A 22,300-nucleotide genomic window follows, 5' to 3' on the forward strand; every position below is an offset into this window, starting at 1 on the left:
TTCAACAACTAGTTATGCGCCGTTCAAGATATATGCCAAGAGCATCATCCGCACGTCCGTGACAGGTGTTATTGCAGAAGGCTGATCACCTTGTAGGTGATGCCCGTGTTTCCTGCGTTTAAAACCTCCAAGCGCGCGCCTTGATAGCCAATCACACGATGTTGAGAAAGGTCGTATTTCAGTTCCTGGGTAAATGCCGGACGGGCAGAGCTGTCCTTGAATTCCCGGTAGACTACCGTAATCGTGTTTTGCGATACGCCGCTATAGACAAGTTCACGGCGAAAGCTCTCCGACGTGATTTTAATGATTTCCTTCGGTACATAAGCCACTGGTTTCGTGCCATATCGGTAGCGCTGTACGAAGTTATAAATCACAGCAGACCTGGATTTGTCGTCAGGGACAAATACCCCCGCGCGTTCACTGACTGAAATTGACGTGCCCGGCACCGAATACGTTGATCTTCCGTGATAGTAGTCTCCTTCCAGGCTGGTGGCGAACAGTTCATAGTCGCCTCGGACAACAGAAGTAATCCCAGGCGGATTCACAGTCTCGGACACCGTTTCGGCAATGCTGATCCCACGGACTCGCGACACCCACTCTGTCGAAATCATAGGATCGCCCACTCCCGCCTTACCAGTCGCGTTGAGTTCCGGAATGTGGCGAGTTTCCATTCTCGGGAAAGCGTTTCGCAAAGGGAACGGTGCCGGGGTAGCGCAGCCAGCCAGCGCGATGAGTGTCCCTGCCGTGGCGACAAAAGAGCGATTTATAACCGACATGGCGAGAGAAAAGAAGGTGTCGAGATTTGAATAATAAAACAACGATTAACCCAAAGCAAATTTCCCGTGCGATCTTTTCTGATATGGGTACTGGCAGTTCACATATAACGTGGCAGTGTCACCAGTGAACACGCAGCTTTTCCGATCTTCATATTGCGTACAATGAAAGCGGCGATTTGCCATTCACCTTGCATTTTTCAATTTCTCAACAAATATCTCGCCACCAAATTTCCTCGACGCTCAAAAAGACATGCTGATCGAGTACGTACAGCCAGGGCAGGAATCGGTCGTCTCTGACAGCGCGCGATTTTTTACCCCCGCCTACGGCTCCCGCAACAACTTGAACTGCCTCGCCTGCCGATGATACGTATCCACCGACTGCTTGACGTACCGCGTGAGCGCCTCCCCCGTCAACGCAAACGGGTACAACCCCGCCTGCGAGCGCATCTGCGCGAACGCGGGCGAGGTTTCGACCCCGTCGAATGCCTTCACCCAGCGCCGGTAATCCGCCTCGCGCACATCCGGTCCCATCCAGACGCCGCGAATCACCGGCCATACGACGTCATACCCCTGCTCGCGCGCCGTGCGCACGCCGGCCAGCGCGCCCGGCAGGCGCTGCTCGGACAGCACCGCCAGCACGCGCACATTGCCGGCGCGAGCCGCCAGCAGCGCTTCGGACGTGTCGCCCGACACCGCCTGCACGTGTCCCGCCCCCATCGCGATGAATTGCTCACCGCCGCCTTCGAGGGCGACAAAGCGCAGCTTGCGCGGGTCCACGCCGGCCATGCGCGCGAGCAGCGCCATCTTGATCCAGTCCTGGCTGCCGACGGTGCCGGACATGCCGATCAAGACCTGCTTCGGATTGCGCTTGATCGCGCCCAGCAGGTCGGACAGCGTCTTGTAGGGCGAATCGGCGCGCACGGCGACCATGCCGTAGTCGGCGCCGAAGGCAGCGACCCAGCGCACGTCGTCGACGTCGGCCTTGCCGAATTTGCCCAGTGCGAGATTGAGGACCGAGCCGCCCGAGAACGTGACGAGCGTATTGGCTTCGCTGCGCCGCTGCGAGACGACCGAGTGCCAGGCCACGGCGCCGACGCCACCCGGCAGGTAGCGGAGCGTGAGTTCGGGCGCGCCCGGTTGATCGTGCAGCGCTTTTTGCGCCAGCTTGCAGGTGAGGTCCATGCCGCCGCCGGGTTTTGACGGGATCAGGCATTCGGCGGCGTTGGCGTGCGGCAGGCCGCCGAACGCCAGGATGGTCAACAGGAGAACGTGCGAGGATTTCATGGCACCCATGATACCGCCGCACGGTAAGGCGTGGAATCAGAAGCGGTGCTGCATGCCCGCGGTGATGCCGCTCTGGGTCGATCCGAACCCCGGATCGTCGCGCGACAGGCCGATCAGCTGGCCGTTGTCCGCCTTTGCGTGCGCCAGTGACAGGTACAGGTCGGTGCGCTTGGACAGCGCCAGCATGGCGCGCGCGACGAACATCGTCGGGTCGGCGTCCACGCTGGCAGGCAGGTTCTTCGTGTTGATGTGATACACCGCGCCCGTCAGCGTGACCGCGTCGATCGTGCGCGTGATGCCGCCCCAGTAGGTGTCGCCGCGCAGGTCGGCCAGGTTGGTGCGGCCCTGCGCCAGCTTGTAGCCACGCTTGCCGGCCGTGTAGCGCCATGGGCCGCTGCGGTAGTCGAGTGCGACGTGATACGCCGTCGTTTCGTCCAGCGCATTCGTGACGACGCCGTCGATTGGCGTGCCGTCGATCCGCTCCCACGAGGCCATCACGCCCAGGCCGTCGCCGAACCACGAGCCGCCCAGGGCCAGCTTGCGGCCTTCGCGTGAGCTGCCCGAACGTTCGCCCAGGCCGACCGTGGCGCCGTATGTGAAGCCGCCCGTGCGCCCCGTGTACTTGATCATATTGTCGAACTGGGTCGTCATGCCGTAGCGCGATGGCCGGGTGGCGCTGCCGCCCGTGGCCCACGAATAATTGGGCGCAAAGCCCAGCGGATCGAACTTGATCACCAGTTCATACACGGTGGTAAACGAGCGACCGATGACGATCCGGCCCAGATCGTTCTCCAGCCCCACGTAGGCCTGGCGCTTGAAGATTGCGCCGTCGCTGGCACCGGTGTCGAGCAGGATGCCGCCTTCGAGATTGAAGACGGCTTTCAGGCCGCCGCCCAGGTCTTCGCTGCCGCGAAAGCCCCAGCGCGACGTGTTCTTGCCGCCCGAGATGACGCGCACCGCGTTGCCGCCGTCCTCGCCGGCATGGTTGACAAATTCCGCGCCGGCGTCGATCAGGCCATAGACCTGGACGTTGCTCTGGGCGAGGACGGGTGCGGAAAGGGACAGCGCTGCCAGGACGGCAAGCGCGAGGGCCGATTGTTTCATGTGTCTCCGAACGTTGTTATGGGTATCTGCTGCAGCTGGGTCGCTGCTTGTGGGCCGACTATATGTGCGCGCGCCTTTCAGTTCGCTTTCAGTGGCGCTTTTCGGGAAGGTCGCTTTGCGTTTACACTGGCGCGATGAGAATCCTGCTCGTTGAAGACCATGTCGAACTGTCCCACTGGGTGTCCAAGGCCCTGCGCGACGCCAAGCTGACCGTTGAATGCGCCGCCACCGGCGCCGATGCCGACGCCCTGCTCCATACCCAGGACTACGCCCTGGTGATCCTGGACCTGACGCTGCCCAAGATGGACGGCCTGGACGTGCTGCGCCGGCTGCGCGCGCGCGGGGGCACGCGTGGCGGCACGCCGGTGCTGATCCTGACCGCCCGCGGCGGCCTGGAAGACCGCGTGCAGGGCCTGAACCTGGGCGCCGACGACTACCTGCCCAAGCCGTTCGAGCTGGCCGAACTCGAAGCGCGCGTGAAGGCGCTGCTGCGCCGCCGCAGCGGCAACGAAGCGCTCGTGCACGAATGCGGGGGGCTGCGCTTCGACACCGTCTCGCGCATGTTTACGATGTGCGGTGAGCCACTTGCGCTGACGCCGCGCGAGCACGCCGTGCTCGAAGCACTGATCGCCCGGCCGGGCCGCGCGCTATCGAAAGAAAAGCTGTTCGACGAAGTGTTCGCGCTGGCCGACGACGTCAACCTCGACGCCATCGAGCTGTATATCCACCGCATCCGCAAGAAGCTCGAAAAGTTTCCGGATGCCCGCGCGATGATCGTCACGCTGCGTGGCATCGGCTACCTGATGCAGCAACGGCCCGATTGAAACGCCGCACGCGATGACTCTGCGCGCATCCCTGCTCCAGATCACCGCCGGCCGCCCATTGGGCAGCCTGCGCGGGCAGCTGCTGCGCTGGCTGATCCTGCCGCTGGTGCTGCTCGTCGCGCTCAATGCGGTCTCGCTGTACCGCGATGCCCTCGAGGCGGCCGATGTCGCCTACGACCGCTCGCTGCTCTCGTCCACGCGCGCGCTGGCCGAGCGGGTCTCGGTCCAGGACGGCAAGGTCGTCGCCAACGTGCCCTACGTGGCGCTCGACAGCTTCGAGACCGACACGCTGGGCCGCATCTATTACAAGGTCACGGGCCTGCACGGCGAGACCGTGTCGGGCTATGACGACCTGCCGCCCGTGCCCAAGAACGTGCCGCGCACCGACCTGTATCCGGCGCTGGTGCGGTTCTACCACGCCACCTACAACGGCGAGCGGGTACGCATCGCGGCGCTGCTGCAACCGGTCTACGACGATTCGATGCGCGGCATCGCGCTGATCCAGGTCGGCGAAACGCTCGACGCGCGCCAGGCGCTGTCGCGTGACATCCTGCTGAGCACCCTGCTGCGCCAGGCCCTGCTCGTGCTGGCAGTGGCGGCGATGGTGTGGTTCGCCGTGCGCCTCGTACTGCGGCCACTGATGCTCCTGAAGAACGAGGTTGAAACGCGCGCGCTGTCCGACCTGTCGAACATCGACCCGGCGCTCGTACACAAGGAAGTGCGGCCGCTGGTAGCGGCAATGAACGGCGCGATGGCGCGCACACAGGACCTGATCGCCAGCCAGCGCCGCTTCATCGCCGACGCCTCGCACCAGTTGCGCACCCCGCTGGCGGTGCTCAAGACGCAGGCCGAACTGGCCCTGCGCGAAAACGATCCGGCCGCGATGCGCGCGATCGTCGGCTCGATTGCCGGCACCACCGATGGCGCGATCCACCTGGCCAATCGCCTGCTGACACTCGCGCGCATCGAGCATGGCGGCGCCATCGCGCCTGCTGCGCCGGTGTCGCTAACAGCGGTGGCGCGCCAGGTCGGACTCGAACTGGCGCTGCCGGCAGTGCAGAAAGGGATCGACCTGGCGCTCGAAGCCGATGCCGACGATCACACCACGATTCAGGGCCAGGGGTTGCTGCTGCACGAACTGGTGTCGAACCTGGTCGACAATGCGATCCGCTATACGCCGGCCGGCGGCAGCGTGCTGCTCCAGGTCGCACGCGACAGCGACGGTGTGGTGCTCGCGGTCAGCGACAGCGGGCCGGGCATCGCGGCAAGCGATGCCGACAAGGTGTTCATGCCGTTCTACCGCGCCCAGGCGACCCTCGAAGCCAATCCGGGCGGCACCGGCCTGGGACTGGCCATCGTGCGCGATATCGCCAACCTGCATGGCGCGAGCATCGCGCTGGGCCAGGCCGATGGCGGGCATGGCCTGAGCGTGCGCTTGCGGTTTCCCCTGCCAGCGATCGTTGAAGCATCAAGTGCATTGAAAGCCAATTGAAAGGCACGCACGCCTATAGTTGGTGCAAACAGCAGCACACCAACGACAACGATCGGAGACACCATGCACAATCCCGCCCCCGCGCGCGCCGCCCTGGCCGCGCTTTCCCCCGTTTGAACCGCGCCTGAAAACACGGCGCGCGATCGACCGTGCATCCGTCTGCATGAAGCAGCGATGCACCGCCACCCCACGCGCCACCTGCACCAACACCACGGGCCCCAGCGGCCCACACACCGCGTGCGGCAAGCGCACCGGCAAGGAGAAAAATGATGATGTTGACCATCCTGGCGTATTCCATGGTCGTCGTGTTCATGTACCTGATCATGACCAAGCGCCTGCCGGCGCTCGTGGCCCTGATCGTGGTGCCAATCGGGTTCGGCGTGATCGGCGGCTTCGGCCCGCAACTTGGCCCGATGATGCTCGACGGGATCCGCAACCTGGCCCCGACCGGCGTGATGCTGATGTTCGCCATCCTGTACTTCGGCATCATGATCGATTCGGGCCTGTTCGATCCGGTCGTGCGCCTCATCCTGAAGCTCGTCGGCGGTGACCCCTTCAAGATCGTCGTGGGCACCGCCGTGCTGGCGATGTTCATCTCGCTCGACGGCGATGGCGCCACGACCTACATGATCACTGTTGCCGCCATGCTGCCGCTGTATGTGCGGCTCGGCATGAGCCGCCTGGTGCTGGCCTGCGTCATCATGCTGGCTGGTGGCGTCTTCAACATCCTGCCGTGGGGCGGCCCGACGGCACGCGCTGCCACCGCCCTCGGCGTGGACGTGGGCGACATCTTCGTGCCGATGATCCTGCCGATGGCCGTCACCTCCCTCTGGGTCGTGTTCGTGGCCTGCGTGCTGGGCATGAAGGAGCGCAAGCGCCTGGGCATCATGACGCTGCCGACACAGGCTGAAAAAGTTGCCAAGGAGGCGCAACATGTCGCCGTGCTGCAGCCGGCCGTGGCCGGCGTCGCGGCAGCCGCCGAAATGAATGGCACCACCGGCCACTGGAGCCCGGCCGCTGCCGGCACGGCACGCGACGGCAACGTGCACCAGTTGGCGGGCGGTCGTGTCGAATCGACAGCAACCCCGTCGGCCGAACCGGCGCTGGCCACCGGTGGTGGTCATGGTGGCGGTGATGACAATGGCGTCGCGAACGCCGCGATCAAGCGCCCCAAGCTCATCTGGGTAAACTTCGCGATGACCGCCCTGTTGATGGCATTCCTGATCAAGGGCGTGCTGCCGCTGCCCGTGCTGTTCATGATCTTCTTCGCCGTCGCGATCATGATCAACTACCCGGGCCTGGAAGAGCAGAAAGAGCGCATTGCGTATCATGCAGCGAACGTGGTGCCGGTGGTGTCGCTGATCTTCGCGGCCGGTATCTTCGTCGGCATCCTGCAAGGCACCAAGATGGTCGATGCCATCGCGCTGTCCGTCATCGCGGGCGTGCCCGAGTGGATGGGGCCATACATGGCGGTCGTCACGGGTCTGCTCAGCATCCCATTCACGTTCTTCATCTCGAACGACGCGTTCTACTTCGGCATCGTGCCGGTGCTGGCCAAGGCGGCCGAAGTGTATGGCATCACGGCGGCAGAAATCGGCCGCGCCTCGGTGATCGGCCAGCCGGTCCACCTGCTCAGCCCATTGGTCGCATCGACCTACCTGCTGGTCGGCATGTGCAAGGTGGAGTTTGGCGATCACCAGCGCTTCACGCTGATGTGGTCGATCTCGGCCTCGCTGGTCATGCTGGTGGCGGCGCTGGTGTTCGGCGTGGTCCCGCTGATGGGCAGCGCCGGGTAAGGCGGCGGGGTGCGGGGGCATATACTTGCCCCATGCCCGCACCCGACCATCTTCCCGCACCACCTGCCGTCGCCGCGCCGCTGGTCGTCAGCGACGGCAAGCACCGCACGCTTGCATTCTCGCCGGGCGACGTGCAAAGCGAGATGCTGCTGGCGCAGCCAGACGCCCTCGTGCTCGACTACACCCGCGCCATGATGTGCTTCGCGCTGTTCGCGCCGCGCCCGCGCCACATCGTGATGGTGGGCCTGGGCGGCGGTTCGCTCGCCAAGTTCTGCTACCGCCACTTTCCCCACGCCCGCATCACGGTGCTCGAGATCCGCGCCGACGTGATCGCGCTGCGCGACCTGTTCTGCCTGCCGCCGGACGATGCGCGCCTGCGGGTGCTGCATTGCGACGCGGCCGACTACCTGGCGCGCACGCCGGGCGACGCCGATGTTCTGCTGGTGGATGGCTTTGACCGGAACGGCCTGCCGCCAGCGCTTGCCAGTGGCGCGTTCTACGCGGCCAGCCGCCGAGCACTGCGTCCCGGCGGTGTGCTGGTGGCCAATATCTTCAGCTACGACCCGGGTTATGTGTCTTTTTTACAACATCTACGGGATGCGTTTGACGGGCGCATCATGTGGTTCAGGCGCATTGCCGGCAACAACCGTATCCTGTTCGCCGTGCGCCCCGCCACACCGCCATCACGCGGACAACGCCTGCTGCTAAGGCTCGTACGGCGTCACCGGGACCGTAACGGCACCGGCTTTGGCTGGAGCAACCGGCTGCTTGCACGCGGCGTGGTGGTCTGGCTGGAAAGGCGCGGTAGCTAGCATGGTTTTACCCACGGCGGGCAGCTTGTCCTTCACAATAGAATAGTTTGCGGTGCCGGGCCCATGTATGACACACTGGCGCGCATTAATGCTCGCTGGCAAGCACTGAGTGCCGCGCGCGCCCCTGACTGACTTGTACGGATTGACCTGGACCTTTGCTACGATGCCGCGCCGACTGCCCCGTTCGCTGACCCTCGCGGCAGCCCTCACGCTGGGGGGCGGCCTGGCTGCCTCATCCGGCCTGTTCATCGGTGTCAGCCACCTCGAATGCGACAATATGGCGCTGGCCTTCGGCCAGCGCGCCGACGAGCGCGTGGCGGCAGTGCGCCAGGGCATGGGCCAGGCCTTCGAAGTGCTGGCCGTGACCAACCAGCTGTTTTCCAGGGGCGAGCCAGTCAGCCGCGAACGCTTCGCCGATTTCACGTCGGCCCTGCTGGAGCGCCATCGCTTCGTGCAGGCGTTCAATTTCCACCGGGTGGTACCGGGCCATGAACGTACTGCGATCGAAGCCGAACTGCAGCGCGTGCGGCCCGGCACGATCCTCACCGAAATGACACCTGGCGGCCTGGTGCCGGCGCCGCTGCGCACGCGTTACCACGTCATCGAGTACGTTGAACCGATGGCCGGCAACGAACCGGCTTTCGGCCTGAACCTGTCCCACAACGTCGCCGTCATGAACGCGCTCGAGCTGGCGCGCAGCACGGGCCAGCCGGCCGCCAGCGGCCTGTTCGCGCTCGCCCAGGCCCCCGCCGGCAAGGCCAACTTCGACCTGGTGCAGCCGGTATTCGACACGCACGGCGTCATGCGCGGCAACACGGCCGTTGTCATCCGGGGCCAGGAACTGGTGCGCGAGTCGCTCGCTGCAGCCGGCCTGCTCGGCCGCAGAGACATCTTCGTGTCGGTGTACGCCAGCGACCAGGCGGAACCGGGCGCACTGCTGTTCTCGAACGGCCCCACCTCAAATACATCGCGCCGCGGATTTGCCCACTGGCTGCGCACCGACCACGGCATGCACAGCACCGTGCTGCACGCTGGCGGCCGGCCCTGGCGTGTCGACGTCGCGGCGGCGCCGCGCCCGTTTCTGGCCGACCATCTTGCCTCGCTGTCGCTGCTGATCGGCGGCATCCTCGTCACGCTGATGGGCACCGCCTTCGTGCAGTCGGCCGGCGAGCGGGCGCGCAAGGTGCAGCAATTGGTGCGCCAGCGTACGTCGGAGCTGCGCCGCAGCAACCGCCGGCTGATCGACGACATGGTCGCGCGCGAGCGCGCCGAAAAAGCGCTGCTGTACAGCGAGCAGCGCTTCCGCCAATTGGTCTCGATGTCGTCGGACTGGTACTGGGAACAGGACGCCGAGCTGCGCTTCACGATGATTACCGGTGGCTTCACCGAAAAATCGGGGGTCGCCGTCGAAGGGCTGATCGGCAAGACGCGCTGGGAATACGTGCCGGGCCTGCGCGACAGCGAATGTGGCCGCGCGCACCTGACCAAGATGCAGGCGCGCGAAGCCTTCAACAATCTCGAGTACGAAGTGGTCGACGACGATGGCAACGCGCGCTGGTTCTGCGTCAACGGCGAACCCGTGTTCGACGACGCGGGCGCGCTGACCGGCTACCGTGGTACCGGCAGCGACATCACCGAGCGCAAGCTGACCGAGCAGCGCGTGCACCACGTGGCCCAGCATGACGTGCTCACCGGCCTGCCCAACCGCTCGCTGCTGCAGGACCGCCTGAGCCAGTCGATTGCGTTTGCCAGCCGCAGCGACCGGCCGGTATGGGTCATGCTGATCGACCTGGACCGCTTCAAGTTCGTCAACGACAGCATGGGCCACAAGGCCGGCGACGTGCTGCTGGTCACGGTCGCGCAGCGCCTGCGCGCGGCACTGCGCGACGCCGACACCGTGGCGCGCCTGTCGGGCGACGAATTCGTCGTGATCCTCAACGAGCATGCCGACGAGCCATTGTCCCCCGCCGTCGTGCAACGGATCATGGATGCGGTGGCCCAGCCCGTCATGCTGGCCAACAAGGAATTTTTCGTTACCTGTTCGGTTGGCGTGGCCGTGTTCCCAACCGAAGGCACGCTGAGCGAAAACCTGATCGAGCACGCCGACATCGCCATGTACCGTGCCAAGAAGCTGGGGCGCAACAACTTCCAGTTCTTTACGCCAAGCATGAACGACGAGGCGATGGAACGGGTGCGCATCGAAGGCGCACTGCGCAATGCGCTCGAGCGCGACGAATTCGTGCTGCACTACCAGCCACAGGTCGACATGAAGACGGGCCAAATCGTTGGCATGGAAGCGTTGATCCGCTGGAATCACCCCGAACTGGGCATGGTCCCGCCCGGCCGCTTTGTTGGCGTGGCCGAAGAGACCGGCCTGATCGTGCCCATCGGCGCCTGGGTCATGCGCACTGCCTGTGCCCAGAACAAGGCCTGGCAGCTTGCCGGCTACCCGCGCCTGCGGGTAGCGGTGAATTTGTCGGCGCGCCAGTTCGGCGCGGCCGACCTGATGGCCAGCCTGGAAGCGACGCTACAGGAAACCGGGCTCGATGCGGCCTGCCTGGAAATCGAGTTGACCGAGAGCCTGTTCATGAGCGACGTGACGCCGGCCGTGGAATTGCTGCACCGGATGAAGGCGCTCGGGATCAATCTGTCCATCGACGACTTCGGCACCGGGTATTCGAGCTTCTCGTACCTGTCGCGCTTCCCGATCGACGTGCTCAAGATCGACCGCTCGTTCGTGGCCGACATCACGCACGATGCCAATGACGCGGCGATCGTCACCTCGATCATCGCGCTCGCGCACAACCTGAAGCTGGCCGTGATCGCCGAAGGTGTCGAGACGCTCGCGCAACTCGATTACCTGCGCACACACGGCTGCGACGAAATGCAGGGCTATTACTTCAGCAAGCCGGTACCGGCCGGCGAATTCGAAGCGCTGCTGGCCGAGGGACGGTGCCTGCCGGCGCCGGCGCCATCACCGGCACCAGCGCCTGCCACGCTACCCGCCTAGGGCAGCTTCAGTTGCATGCCAGCCACGCGTATCGTGACAACGCCATGTCATTAAATGACCAGCGAAACATTTGTATAGCTAAATAAACATTATTGGTCGTACAATCATCGGGCTAATGGAGCAACCCCGATACCTGGACACAATAATGAACATGAATGACATGCCCGACATGGCCATGACAACCAACACGACCACGACACGCCACCAGCGCGTCGATGGTCGCACGTCCGATCTGGTCAACCAGGCGATCGCGTCGATTCCAACGCTGGGCCTGCAGCGTGCGGCGGAGTTTCTGGCGACGATGAACGTGCCGGCCGAAGTTGCGGTGCGGGCGCTGGTATATCCGGCCCGCCGCCGCGCGCACTAGACTGGCGCGAATCACGTCAGAAAGAGGCACGCAAGCGGCATGGAGGCAGCAGGCAAGCTGCTGCCGGGAATGCCGTAAATAGCCAAAGGTAATGCAGCGGCCGTGCGCGATGCACGGCCGGCAGCGTCAGCGACGCTCTTCGTTCAGGGCGATGTCGGCCAGCGATTCACGGCCCTTGTCGCTCAGGCCATGGCCACCGCCTTCGAGCGGCACGATATGCGATTTGCGGTTCAGGAAACGCAGCACGTCTTCGTCGAGCGCCACCTGCGGATCGGCAGCCAGCGCGCGCAAGCCCGTCACGCAGCGGCGCAAGAACAGCACTTCTTCACCCTTGTCGGTCAGCGTCAAGCGCTTGTCACGACCGTAGGACATCAGCTTGATGCCACACAGGCGCTTCGAATTGCGCCCGACACAGGCGCTGGCCATCTCTTGTTTACCGCCGCGGCGCACCATGTCGAGTGCGTCGTATTCGTCCGTCGTGAGCTTTTCGTTTTTCATTACCGCATTTCGTTGACCAAAGGGCGCATGGTACGCGTCGCAGCGCGCCGGAGCAACCTTCAGCGCAGCGAACGCAGAATCAGCCAGCCCAGCCCGGCGCTGGTCAGCACGCCCAGCACGAGCGCAAGCTGCACGCTGCGCGAGCCCAGGGGCGAGCTGCGGCCCAGGTAAATTTTGTTGTACAACGTCGATCCCATGATTTCCCCCTGTTTTTCGTGTCATCCACATTATAGAAACCGCCTTGTTGCGGTTCTGTGACAGGAAGCACAAGCGGCCTGCGCGCGACGAAAAAGCAACAGTTTTCACCTTGGCCTGGCGCGCGACATGGCTGCACGGGGGCTGTTAGGATCGTATAACATTGATAACGCTATTGGAGCCCCGCATGAATGACACGCCAAACAACGTCGATCCCGAGAACAAAGGTCACGCCATCTTCGACGAAGCCGACATCGGCAGCGGCGAACGCTCGCCCGGTCAGCACGACACCGAGCAAATGATTCGCGAAATCCCGCCATTACCACCAGCCGGCAGCGATGACAAGCAAGACAATGAAGAAGGCAAGCGCCAGGAAACCGGCGCTTGATGGGGCAGCCCGGGGCTAGTGGGCCCGGATCGGTGGTACGGGCATGCTCGGCTCTTCGACCGGCGCATTGACCGGATCGGGGACATCGTCCGGCACCGGCGGTTGCGCTGGTGGCGCCAGGGGATCGTTCGGGGCATCCGGGTCCGGCGTCGTGTGCGCATGCTGGATGACCGGTTCGCGCGAGGCGGCGTTGGAAGTGAATGAATTCATGGTCGCCTTTCGGTAAGTGATGGAGTCATGGGCAGACTAGCATGGCCTTCACCCCGGGGCCGTACGATTGCCCGACACTGGCCGACCGACATTGGGAGATGGTGCTGCGGCTTGGCGACTCGGCTATAGTGATGTTTTCACCACTTTCGCCGCTCCGCCATGCGCTTTTCCAGCCTGCTGCTTGCCCTGGTGCTTGGCGCCGCCTCGAGCGCCCACGCCGCCCCGATGAAACTCGACGACTACCTGGCCCTGCGCGGCCCTGCTCCGATCACCAAACTGGCCTACGGCCCCGCCCCGTCGCAATACGCAGAACTGTTCGTGCCAACCGGCGCCGGACCGTTCCCCGTCGCGGTGCTGGTGCACGGCGGGTGCTGGAACAGCAAGTTCGGCGGCATCACCCAGTTTCGCAATATGGCCGGCGCACTGGCCGAGCGCGGCATCGCGGTCTGGAACGTCGAATACCGGCGCATCGACGAACCGGGCGGCGGCTACCCCGGCATGTACCTCGACATGCACGCCGCGCTCGATCTGCTTGCGCAGCACGCGCCCGCGCACAAGCTCGACCTCGAACGCATCGTCGCCGTCGGCCACTCGGCCGGTGGTCAGCTGGTGCAATGGATCGCGGGCCGTGCGCGCATTCCGGCCGGCAGCCCGCTGCACCATGCCAACCCGCTCAAGGTTGACCGTATCGTGAGCCTGGGCGGTCTGGCCGACCTGCGCCACGAAGCAACCCTGATCAAGTCGAGCTGCGACCGCGATCTGGCGCAACTGGCCGGCACGCCAAGCGCCGCGCGGCCCGATGTGCTGGTCGATACCAACGCCGCCGACCTGATGCCCAATGGCAGCCGAACGTGGCTCGTCACGGGGGCGCTCGACACGATTTCGCCGCCGCGCGTGGCGCACGACTACGCGGCAAGGGCCGTGAAACTGGGCGATGTGGCGGATGTCGTGATCTTGCCGGAGGCCAGCCATTACGATGAGGTGGCCACGAGTTCGCCGGCATGGCCGACGGTGCTGGGGGTGATCGAGGGCGCGCTTGGCCTGTCTGCCGAAACGCCGTAGACGACGCGGCGATGCAGGGTCAAGATGAGATGACTCCCGGGGTTGCTCCCGGGGTTGCCCCCGGGGTTACTACAGAGCTTACTGCTGGCGTGACTTTTCTTCTTTCTTGACCTTCTTGGCTTCCTTCTTTTCCTTCATGGTCTTGGCCGGTTCCTTCTTGGTCGTCTTCTTTGCATCCTGACTTTTGCTCATGGTGGTGCTCCATTCATGGTGATTGCTGCGGATGTCATGAGAACGTGCCGGACAGCGCGTCGGGCATCATGCGGATAGTACCACCATGCTAATCCCTACCGGTAGCGACTCGCCGCGCCAGCGGGACGTCCAGCACCAGATCGGCGCGCGCCAGCGCCACGCAGGGCAGAATGTCACCATCACGGCGTTCGTCGACCGACAATCCCGGCCAGTCGATCGTGTAGGTCACCTCCCCGGCGCGCAAGCGGCACAGGCAGGTACGGCAGGTCCCGTTGCGGCACGAGCTGGGCAGGTCGATGCCGGCGGCCTCGAGCGCCTGCAGCACCGTCGTGGAGGCGTCGACGATCACGCTGGCGCCCAGCGGCATGACGGTCATGGTGTAGACAGGGTGATCCATCACGCAATTGTAGCCTCAATGAAATAGTTGACCGAGTCTGAGTACGTTGACGCACAGACCCACGCCGTGCATTTCACTAGTCTGTAGTTTTCCAGAAGCAAACCCGGAGACCGCATGAACAAAATGACCGCCCTGACCCTGATCGCCGCCCTTGGAGGCACGCTGACCCACGCCATCGCGCAACAGCCTGCTACGCTGCCACCGGCTGCCCAGCCGGCGACGACAGCCCAGAACACGACGATGTCGACGGCGGTCACCGCTGCGCCCGGCGCCGTGCAGGATCCGGCGATTGCCGAGCAGGCCGAATTCGAAAAAATTCTGCGCGCCCAGGTACTGCTGGAGCGCATTTACCTGTCGCCGGGTGAGCTGGACGGCGCCTACGGCTCGAACCTGCGCCAGGCCTTGACCACGTTCCAGACCCTGCGCAAGCTGCCGGTCAGCGGCAAGCTCGATGACGCGACCTGGAACGCCCTCGCCGTCGACACGACCCCGACGCTGGCCGAATACGCGCTGATCGCCGAAGACGTCGAAGGCCCGTTCCAGCCGGTGCCCGACACGATGATGGAGAAAGCCAAGCTCGCCGAGCTGGGCTATGCCAACGTGCTCGAAGGCCTGGGCGAAAAATTCCACGCCAGCCCGGCCCTGCTGCAACGCCTCAATCCGGGCAAGACGTTCACCCGCGCCGGCGAGCGCATCATGGTGCCGAACGTGAGCGGCAAGGAACCGCTGGCGCAGGCGACCAAGGTCGTCGTGCGCGACGGCGCCAAGACGCTGCAACTGTTTGACGCATCGGGCCGCCTGCTGGCCCAGTATCCGGCCTCGACCGGCAGCAGCCGCGATCCGCTGCCGATCGGCACCTGGAAGATCGAGGGCGTGCACGCCAATCCGGTCTATAACTACAACCCGAAACTGTTCTGGGACGCCAAGCCGGGCGACAAGGCAACCCCCGTCAAGCCAGGCCCGAACAATCCGGTCGGCGTGATGTGGATCGACCTGTCCAAGCCGCACTACGGCATCCACGGCACCCCGGTGCCGGCCCACGTCGGCAAGACCGAATCGCATGGCTGTATCCGCCTGACCAACTGGAGCGCCGCCGAAGTGGGCGCGGCCGTCTCGGCTGGCACCGAAGTGATCCTCGAAAAATAAGCAGCGCCCCGGGCAGATGTTGCACCTAAGCGGCGCCCGTGGCGCCGCACGGAGAACAAGATGAAATGGTTGATCACATTTATCATCGGCGCCCTGGTCGGCGCCGCGATACTGTTCGTCGCCCTGCAGGACGTGCCGGAGACCCCGGCACCAGCAGTGGCCGCTGCTGCGCCCGCAGCGCCCGGCATCCCGGCATCCCAGATCGATGGCCAGTTGCCGCCCGCGCCGGTGGTCATGCCGAATTTGGAAGATGCCGACCTGCCGCTGCGTCCCACGCCTGATGCAACTGCGGCGCCTGGCGCGGCAGCCACGACCACCATGCCGGGCAAGCTGCTGGTGCCGGTGCAGGGTATCAAATCGGCGCAGCTGACCGATACCTTCTACCAGCCGCGCGGCGAGCAGCGCCAGCACGAGGCGCTCGACATCATGGCCCCGACCGGCACCCCTGTCGTGGCGGTCGCCGACGGCAAGGTTGCCAAACTGTTCCAGAGTAAGCCGGGCGGCCTGACCGTCTACCAGTTCGATCCAACTGAGCAATTCGCGTATTACTACGCTCACCTGGACCGCTACGCCGACGGCATCGCCGAAGGCATGGACGTCAAGCGCGGTACGGTGATCGGCTATGTCGGCGTAAGCGGCAACGCCGATCCGAATGCACCGCACCTGCACTTCGCCGTCGTTGCCCTGACGGCCGAGAAGCAGTGGTGGAAAGGGACGCCGCTCAATCCGTTTCCACTGATGAGCGATCAGTAACCGCTGCGCTGGCCGCCCCCGCAACGGGCGCGGCCGCGGGTTCATCGATGTCGGCCCCGACATTGATTGCGGCGTAGGCACGCGTGACCGCAACGGTTTCGCGACTTCCCGGCCCGTACAACTCCCCCGCCGACTCGATCATCCTGGCCCGCGCATCGGCGTAATTGGTGGTGGCCGTGAACTTGGTCGTGTTCGCGCGAAACCAGATGCGAAACGCCTTGTCGATGCCAATGCCTGTCATCGCAGCCGGTCGCTTTTTCAGGTAGCCGCTCCACGCGTCACCCGTCTTGTCGGCATCCGAACCCCGCGCGAGAAAATAAAACATCCGGTTGTTCGGGCCGCTGCTGTAATGCACGTCCAGGCGCTTGAGGCCCGTGCTCCAGGCATCGCGGCTGCTGCCATCCTTGCTCGGCTTGATCATATAGCGCAGCGGTTTGCCGTCGCGGGCGATCTCGGCCCCCAGCATCCAGTCGTTGCCCAACTCGGGCACCACCTCGCCCTTGCCGCCGGCGCGCGCATACGCTTCGACCACTTCGCCCGCGATGTCCGAGCTTGACTCGTTCAGGCCGCCCGATTCGCCCGTGTACACCAGGTTCGACGTGGCGGCCGTGATGCCGTGGCCCATTTCGTGGCCGACCACGTCGATCGCGGCCAGGTTCGTGAAGAACGTGCCATCGCCGATGAACATGCAGCGGCATGTGTCGCTGTAGTAGGCGTTGTCATAGCCGCGATTGACGTGCACGGCGATGTGGGTGGCCGTGTCCTGGCCATCGAGCGCGCGCCAGCCCAGTACGTTCTGGTGCAGGTCGTAGGTATTCATCAAGCCCCACATGGCGTTGACGGCGGCGGTCTGGCCGTTGGCGCCCGTCGTGCTCCCGCCTTCGACGAACTGCTTGCCGTCGCCCCAGGTGTTGGTGCCGTTGGTATACACGCGCCCGCTCGTGGTGGCATGGTTGGCGTTGGTAATCGCCATCGCGCCGAATGCGCCACCCTTGCCACGCAGCGGGTCGAGCAGTTGGTACACGTTGCCGGCAAAGGTCGTGCTGAGCGGAACGTTGCCGTTGTACTGGCTCCGGCCAACCCCTTCCACCGTTTGCAGCGTGTTCCAGCGATCGATGACGGCGCCCGTGCGCGCATCGACGATGACGTCGTAGTAAATCGGCTGCTCGCCGCTGCGCATGCGCACGCGCACATGCCAGGCCAGTGCGTAGCGCTCGACGGTTTCGATCAGGTCGAGCGCGTTCAATTCGTTATCGGGCTTGGCGACAGCGCTCGGGGCGCGTTCGTCGCGCATCACGGGATAAATCACCAGTTCGGCGGCAGGGAGCTTGACCTTGACGGCGCGGGGCGGACTGTCCTTGAGGGCGGCGCTGACGGCGGCCTTGCGCTTGATGACCGGTTTGGTATCGAAGCCGGTGGTGACGGGACTGAGCGCACCGGATGCGCCGCGCCCCAGTTGCAGGCGGCGGGGCGAGGCGCTTTCGGACACGACTTGCTGGCGCGCATCGAGCACGACCACGGATTCTGAGCCGAAGATGCGCACGCCCTTGTACAGGTGCGCCGCGCGCACCACGTGCGTGCCCTGCACGCCGGGATGCTGCGCGACGACCCGGTAGCCGTGATCGGCATCCAGGCCGATGGCCGGGCGGCGTGCCGTGAGTTGGCTGAGGACCTGCGCCTGCGCCTGACTGTCGAGCTGAAGTGGTGCGCTCATCATCGGCGCGCCGTGGACGCCGGGCGCCAGCGCAATGGCGGCACCCAGCAGGGCTACCCTGAACAACGGTTGAGGAATCATCTCGGCTCCATCCGGTAAGCCGGGCCAGATGGCGCCGGTCATCGACCATGATGGACGCGCAAATAAACGAGTATTTGCTTGAGAACAATGTCTCCTACCTAAGGCGCTTTATCAGATACAGCGCCTTGCCAAGCACGGCCGAGCCTAGTGCGATCCGCTTTCTTCGACGATGCCGATGAATTCGCGGACAACTGTATGGGGCAAATTAACGCCTGCACCTCAACCGACAGGATACTTTTTGCTGCCTGTTACAGAGTTCTGGCGTCAAACGTATTGCAAGAGGCCACATCGCCACTCTCCATTCCGCGCTCGAACCAGCGCACGCGCTGCGCCGATGTACCGTGCGTGAACGAGTCCGGGACCACCACGCCGCGCGACTGCTTTTGCAGTGCATCGTCGCCGATGGCGCTGGCCGCGTTCAAGGCGGCTTCGACGTCGCCCTGCTCCAGGATCTTCGCACGCTGGTCGGTGCGCTTGGCCCAGACACCGGCAAAGCAGTCGGCTTGCAGCTCGAGCTTGACGGACAGGACATTACCTTGCTTTTCGGATGCGTTCTGCTGGGCAGAATGGACCTTGTCGGAGATCCCGAGCAGATTCTGGACGTGGTGGCCGACCTCGTGCGCGATCACGTAGGCCTGGGCGAATTCGCCACCGGCGTTGAAGCGCTGCTGCATCGTGCGGAAGAAGTCGAGGTCGATATAGACCGACGCATCAGCCGGGCAGTAGAACGGTCCGGTGGCGCTCTGGCCGACACCGCACGAGGTGCTGGTTCGGCCGTCGAACAGCACGAGTTTCGCCGGCTGGTATTGCGCATTCTGTTCGCTGAAGATCTGGGTCCAGGCATCTTCGGTGTAGCGCAGCGTGACCTTCACGAACTGGCTTTCGCGGTCGTCGAGCGGCGCCGCGCGCGGCTGCGACGACTGCTGCACTTGCGGCGCGCCGCCACCCGACAGCAGGCTCAGGATTGTGGCCGGCGAGACGCCCAGAAAGTAGGAGCCCACCAGTGCAATGACGATGGTGCCGATGCCGATCGAACGCCCGCCAATGCCGAAGCCACCGCCACCGCCACCGCCACTGTCGCCCCGACGGTCTTCGACATTGTTACTTTCCGGATCACCTTCCCAACGCATACGTTCTCCTTGTCGTCCAGTGACGGGTTCAGCGGCTGGTGCGCTTGAGGTTGCAGGTATCGGCGCGCTCGCGCGCATCCTTGCCGCGCAGGTCGTCGATCGGCGCCAGGCCGGCGCGCTGCTCGTCGTTCAGCGCGCGCTCGCGGCGTCCGCGGGCGATTTCGCGGTCCATGCGCCCGCGCGGGACGTCGTCCATGTCAAAGCTTTTCATATTGTCCGTTCTCTCTCGTTATCGTTGTCGCTGACGTTGCGCGACTATGTTAATGAGTATCGTTGGTCGCCATCATCCGGTATGTTCGAGCGATCACATAGTGCATCAAATTTCGTCGCTACAGGGCACGGTTGGTGTGCGTCAATCCCGCCATTTTCGTGCGATGCTTCGGCCATGACACCTTTCCAAGCCAACGCCCTGCTCACGCTCGGCACCACCCTGCGCCAGACCGGTTACCGCTTCATGACGGTCACGCCGTCGACGCACCGGCGCCTCAACGGCCGGCCCGGCAACGAACAGGCGCGCGACCTGCGCGATGTGTTCGGCTGGAGCCGGCCGTTTTCCGCCGCGGTGCTGCCGCCCGGCATGCTCGAATTGATGACGTCGGCCGGGGTGCTGGCCGGCGAAGGCGATGCGCTGCGCTCGACCGTGCGCGCCTCGACGCTGGACGACCTGCTGCTGTTTCATTCGGCGTTTCCAACGCACGACGACGATGCCGTGTTCTTCGGACCGGATACGTACCGCTTCATCGGCGCCATGCAGCGCGCGTTCGTGGCAGACGAAGCCGGGCCGGCGCCTGCGCGCGCGATCGATGTCGGCTGCGGCAGCGGGGCCGGCGCGCTGACGATCGCGCGCGCATTCCCGGCTGCCCGCGTCATCGGCGCCGATGTCAACACGGCCGCGTTGGCGCTGGCCCGCGTGAACGCCCGGTTGAACGGGACTGTCAATGTCACGGTCTGCGAGAGCGACCTGTTCAATGGTGTGACGGGCGAGGTCGACCTGATTGTCTCGAATCCGCCGTTCGTCGTCGATCCGGATCAGCGCCGCTACCGCCATGGCGGCGGCGAACGCGGCGCCGAGCTGTCGCGGCGCATCGTCGACGAAGGCCTGGCGCGGTTGCGCCCCGGCGGGCGGCTGCTGCTGTACACCGGTGTGGCGCTCTCGGGGCCCGATGACCATTTTCTTAACAGCATCCGCGCGCGGCTCCAGGCAGAATGCGCATCCTGGTCGTACGAAGAACTCGATCCCGACATCTTTGGCGGGCAACTCGGCGAGCCCGGGTATGAAGAGGTCGAGCGGATTGCCGCAGTGTGGCTGCAGGCGCGCAAGCGCTGAACAGCGATCAGTCCCAGGCCAACGTGCAGTCCACCCAGTCACGCAATGAAAAAAGCCACCTTGCGGTGGCTTTTTTTTGCTACTTGGCGGAGAGGGTGGGATTCGAACCCACGGTACGCTCGCGCGTACGCCTGATTTCGAGTCAGGTACATTCGACCACTCTGCCACCTCTCCAGATTCGGTCGTCTCGCATCGCTGCGAGAGGCCGCATTATACCGGCAGCCTGGCGAACCTTGCAAGTAATGCTGTGCAACTTTTTTCGATGGCGGCACCGTGGCGCGCTGGTTCGCTCAGGCGCCGATGCGTAAGCCAGTGATCGCCGGGCCGTCCAGGCTGTAATCGAAGACGATGCGCGCGGGGCTGCCAGGAAAATTTCCCGTGACCGCTGCCTCGACGCGACAACCGGACGGCGTCGATTCACACCCTGCCGGATGCGCCGTTGAGCCGTAGCGGGCGCTGGTCGCCCGCTGCCATGCGCGGATCGCGTCGCGTCCACGGTACACGTGCCCCTCGTCACGTACTTCGGCATCCTGGCTGAAGCACGCTGCCACCGTATCGGCATCGTGCGCATTCGCATGCAGGAAGTAATTGGCGACCGGTGCTGGCATTGGGATTGTCATGGTATCTCCTGAAAGTCAATGGAAGTCCCCATCCTGCCAGCCATGATTACGTCGCGATACGCCTCTCGAGCAGATAGACTATCAACTCCAAGTTCATGATCGCCGCGAGGAAAACGACTTCCCTGGACGCTATCCGCATCTTTCTCGCCGTTGCCGAGATGAAGAGTTTTACTGCCGCCGCCATCCGCATCGGCGTGACGCCAGCCGCCGCCAGCAAGGCCGTGAAACTGCTCGAAGCGCAACACGGCGTCATCCTCCTGACGCGCAACACGCGCCGGGTGACGTTGACCGAGGCCGGCAGCGCGCTATACGCCGACCTGCTGGCCGCGACTTGCCAGATCGACGACGCGTTTGCCACCCTTGCCCGCTTTGGGGACCGGCCAGCCGGCACCTTGCGGCTGACAGTCCCGCGCGCACTGGGCGCGCTGGTGCTCAAGACGCTGGCGCCGCAGTTCCGGCGCGCGCATCCCGACGTTGCGCTCGATATCTCGCTCGACGACGGTGAGGTCGATTTGCTGGAACGGGGGTACGACGCCGGCATACGTCTCGGCCAGTCGGTCGCGCAAGGCATGGTGGCCGTGCGGCTGACGCCCGACCTTTGCTGGTCGGTCGTCGGCGCCCCTGCCTATTTCGCCGATGCCGGCCGGCCGCGCATACCGGAAGACCTCGTGCGCCACGCGACGATCCGCTACCGCTTCCATACCTCGAGGCTGCTGGCGCGCTGGCAGTTCATGCGCGATGGCGGCGCGTTCCACGTCGAGACCGGGCACACGCTCGTCGTCAACGACACGGGTCTGATCGCCGACTTCGCCCGCTCGGGCCTGGGACTGGCCTACCTGCCCGACATCGAGATCGCGCACGACCTCGCCAGCGGCGGGCTCGAACGAGTCCTTGCACCCTTCGTGCCGACCACCTCGGGTCTGTTCCTGTACTTTGCCGCGAAAGCGCAAGGCCAGCCCAAGCTGCGCGCCTTCATCGACATGGCCACCGCACTGCGCGACGCTGCGGCCTGAACGCGCGCTGTCCATGCCGGGGCACGTTTACACGGCATTGACAAACGCACGCACGTCTTTTGCCCCCTTTTTACGGCCGCATCGCTACGCTGGATAGATCGAATCCAGC

The 22,300-nt window shown here is 64.6% G+C and carries 23 protein-coding genes and 1 tRNA gene; 12 read left to right on the plus strand and 12 right to left on the minus strand.

What is annotated here, in order from left to right:
- Window positions 1-68 precede the first annotated feature (68 nt).
- From RCH14_RS19370 to RCH14_RS19380, 3 genes are all read right to left on the minus strand, one after another.
- Window positions 69-818, minus strand: coding sequence for a hypothetical protein (locus tag RCH14_RS19370; protein ID WP_343027735.1), 750 nt, complete (start codon window positions 816-818; stop codon window positions 69-71).
- 279 nt (window positions 819-1,097) lie between these two features.
- Window positions 1,098-2,069 (minus strand): tripartite tricarboxylate transporter substrate binding protein, encoded by a 972-nt coding sequence (locus RCH14_RS19375; RefSeq protein WP_407070097.1) that lies wholly within the window; start codon window positions 2,067-2,069, stop codon window positions 1,098-1,100.
- 27 nt (window positions 2,070-2,096) lie between these two features.
- Window positions 2,097-3,164, minus strand: a complete 1,068-nt coding sequence (locus tag RCH14_RS19380) for a porin (protein WP_343027737.1) — start codon at window positions 3,162-3,164, stop codon at window positions 2,097-2,099.
- Between the two features lie 134 nt (window positions 3,165-3,298).
- On the opposite strand from RCH14_RS19380, the gene RCH14_RS19385 reads away from it, so the two are divergent.
- The 6 genes from RCH14_RS19385 to RCH14_RS19410 all read left to right on the plus strand — a co-directional run bounded on the left by RCH14_RS19385 (window position 3,299) and on the right by RCH14_RS19410 (window position 11,465).
- Window positions 3,299-3,988, plus strand: coding sequence for a response regulator (locus RCH14_RS19385; protein ID WP_343027738.1), 690 nt, complete (start codon window positions 3,299-3,301; stop codon window positions 3,986-3,988).
- 13 nt (window positions 3,989-4,001) lie between these two features.
- Entirely contained in the window at window positions 4,002-5,480 is a 1,479-nt protein-coding gene (locus RCH14_RS19390; RefSeq protein ID WP_343027739.1) for a sensor histidine kinase N-terminal domain-containing protein, read from the plus strand.
- Window positions 5,481-5,752: 272 nt separating this feature from the next.
- Window positions 5,753-7,276, plus strand: a complete 1,524-nt coding sequence (locus RCH14_RS19395; protein ID WP_343027870.1) for a citrate:proton symporter — start codon at window positions 5,753-5,755, stop codon at window positions 7,274-7,276.
- 32 nt (window positions 7,277-7,308) lie between these two features.
- Window positions 7,309-8,088, plus strand: a complete 780-nt coding sequence (locus RCH14_RS19400; RefSeq protein WP_343027740.1) for a transferase spermidine synthase — start codon at window positions 7,309-7,311, stop codon at window positions 8,086-8,088.
- A gap of 163 nt (window positions 8,089-8,251) precedes the next feature.
- Window positions 8,252-11,098, plus strand: coding sequence for an EAL domain-containing protein (locus tag RCH14_RS19405; RefSeq protein ID WP_343027741.1), 2,847 nt, complete (start codon window positions 8,252-8,254; stop codon window positions 11,096-11,098).
- 145 nt (window positions 11,099-11,243) lie between these two features.
- The gene (locus RCH14_RS19410) at window positions 11,244-11,465 is read left to right on the plus strand and encodes a hypothetical protein (protein ID WP_343027742.1); all 222 of its coding nucleotides are present in this window, start codon (window positions 11,244-11,246) and stop codon (window positions 11,463-11,465) included.
- Window positions 11,466-11,591: 126 nt separating this feature from the next.
- Here RCH14_RS19410 and RCH14_RS19415 read toward each other — a convergent pair whose 3' ends face one another.
- Both RCH14_RS19415 and RCH14_RS19420 read right to left on the minus strand, forming a co-directional pair.
- On the minus strand, window positions 11,592-11,963 hold the full coding sequence (locus tag RCH14_RS19415) for a hypothetical protein (protein WP_343027743.1): 372 nt from the start codon (window positions 11,961-11,963) through the stop codon (window positions 11,592-11,594).
- 59 nt (window positions 11,964-12,022) lie between these two features.
- Entirely contained in the window at window positions 12,023-12,160 is a 138-nt protein-coding gene (locus RCH14_RS19420) for a hypothetical protein (RefSeq protein ID WP_343027744.1), read from the minus strand.
- 185 nt (window positions 12,161-12,345) lie between these two features.
- On the opposite strand from RCH14_RS19420, the gene RCH14_RS19425 reads away from it, so the two are divergent.
- The gene (locus tag RCH14_RS19425; protein ID WP_343027745.1) at window positions 12,346-12,546 is read left to right on the plus strand and encodes a hypothetical protein; all 201 of its coding nucleotides are present in this window, start codon (window positions 12,346-12,348) and stop codon (window positions 12,544-12,546) included.
- 15 nt (window positions 12,547-12,561) lie between these two features.
- Here RCH14_RS19425 and RCH14_RS19430 read toward each other — a convergent pair whose 3' ends face one another.
- Window positions 12,562-12,756 carry a hypothetical protein gene (locus RCH14_RS19430; protein WP_343027746.1) on the minus strand — a complete coding sequence of 65 codons (195 nt, stop codon included), beginning with the start codon at window positions 12,754-12,756 and terminating at the stop codon, window positions 12,562-12,564.
- Between the two features lie 159 nt (window positions 12,757-12,915).
- Here RCH14_RS19430 and RCH14_RS19435 point away from each other — a divergent pair, with 159 nt between their 5' ends.
- The gene (locus RCH14_RS19435) at window positions 12,916-13,818 is read left to right on the plus strand and encodes an alpha/beta hydrolase (RefSeq protein WP_343027747.1); all 903 of its coding nucleotides are present in this window, start codon (window positions 12,916-12,918) and stop codon (window positions 13,816-13,818) included.
- A 280-nt stretch (window positions 13,819-14,098) separates the two neighbouring features.
- Here RCH14_RS19435 and RCH14_RS19440 read toward each other — a convergent pair whose 3' ends face one another.
- Window positions 14,099-14,410 (minus strand): 2Fe-2S iron-sulfur cluster-binding protein, encoded by a 312-nt coding sequence (locus tag RCH14_RS19440; protein WP_407070098.1) that lies wholly within the window; start codon window positions 14,408-14,410, stop codon window positions 14,099-14,101.
- A 111-nt stretch (window positions 14,411-14,521) separates the two neighbouring features.
- Between RCH14_RS19440 and RCH14_RS19445 the strand changes: the two genes are divergently transcribed.
- Both RCH14_RS19445 and RCH14_RS19450 read left to right on the plus strand, forming a co-directional pair.
- Window positions 14,522-15,553, plus strand: a complete 1,032-nt coding sequence (locus RCH14_RS19445) for a L,D-transpeptidase (RefSeq protein ID WP_343027748.1) — start codon at window positions 14,522-14,524, stop codon at window positions 15,551-15,553.
- A 60-nt stretch (window positions 15,554-15,613) separates the two neighbouring features.
- The gene (locus RCH14_RS19450; RefSeq protein ID WP_343027749.1) at window positions 15,614-16,306 is read left to right on the plus strand and encodes a M23 family metallopeptidase; all 693 of its coding nucleotides are present in this window, start codon (window positions 15,614-15,616) and stop codon (window positions 16,304-16,306) included.
- On the opposite strand, the gene RCH14_RS19455 is transcribed toward RCH14_RS19450, so the two are convergent.
- The 3 genes from RCH14_RS19455 to RCH14_RS19465 all read right to left on the minus strand — a co-directional run bounded on the left by RCH14_RS19455 (window position 16,275) and on the right by RCH14_RS19465 (window position 19,442).
- Window positions 16,275-18,101: a M4 family metallopeptidase gene (locus tag RCH14_RS19455; protein WP_343027750.1), complete on the minus strand. Its 1,827-nt coding sequence runs from the start codon at window positions 18,099-18,101 to the stop codon at window positions 16,275-16,277. The genes RCH14_RS19450 and RCH14_RS19455 overlap by 32 nt on opposite strands.
- A 248-nt stretch (window positions 18,102-18,349) precedes the next feature.
- Window positions 18,350-19,231 carry a neutral zinc metallopeptidase gene (locus RCH14_RS19460; protein WP_343027751.1) on the minus strand — a complete coding sequence of 294 codons (882 nt, stop codon included), beginning with the start codon at window positions 19,229-19,231 and terminating at the stop codon, window positions 18,350-18,352.
- Between the two features lie 28 nt (window positions 19,232-19,259).
- Window positions 19,260-19,442, minus strand: a complete 183-nt coding sequence (locus RCH14_RS19465; protein ID WP_343027752.1) for a hypothetical protein — start codon at window positions 19,440-19,442, stop codon at window positions 19,260-19,262.
- Between the two features lie 174 nt (window positions 19,443-19,616).
- Between RCH14_RS19465 and RCH14_RS19470 the strand changes: the two genes are divergently transcribed.
- Window positions 19,617-20,558: a class I SAM-dependent methyltransferase gene (locus RCH14_RS19470; protein ID WP_343027753.1), complete on the plus strand. Its 942-nt coding sequence runs from the start codon at window positions 19,617-19,619 to the stop codon at window positions 20,556-20,558.
- An 84-nt stretch (window positions 20,559-20,642) separates the two neighbouring features.
- Here RCH14_RS19470 and RCH14_RS19475 read toward each other — a convergent pair.
- Window positions 20,643-20,732: transfer RNA gene (locus RCH14_RS19475), tRNA-Ser, on the minus strand.
- A 116-nt stretch (window positions 20,733-20,848) separates the two neighbouring features.
- A complete protein-coding gene (locus tag RCH14_RS19480; protein WP_343027754.1) occupies window positions 20,849-21,178 on the minus strand; it encodes a nuclear transport factor 2 family protein in 330 nt (109 codons plus the stop codon).
- Window positions 21,179-21,273: 95 nt separating this feature from the next.
- On the opposite strand from RCH14_RS19480, the gene RCH14_RS19485 reads away from it, so the two are divergent.
- Window positions 21,274-22,191, plus strand: coding sequence for a LysR family transcriptional regulator (locus tag RCH14_RS19485; protein WP_343027755.1), 918 nt, complete (start codon window positions 21,274-21,276; stop codon window positions 22,189-22,191).
- Window positions 22,192-22,300 lie beyond the last annotated feature (109 nt).

The organism is Massilia sp. MP_M2, assembly GCF_039123635.1.
Taxonomy (GTDB): Bacteria; Pseudomonadota; Gammaproteobacteria; order Burkholderiales; family Burkholderiaceae_D; genus Telluria.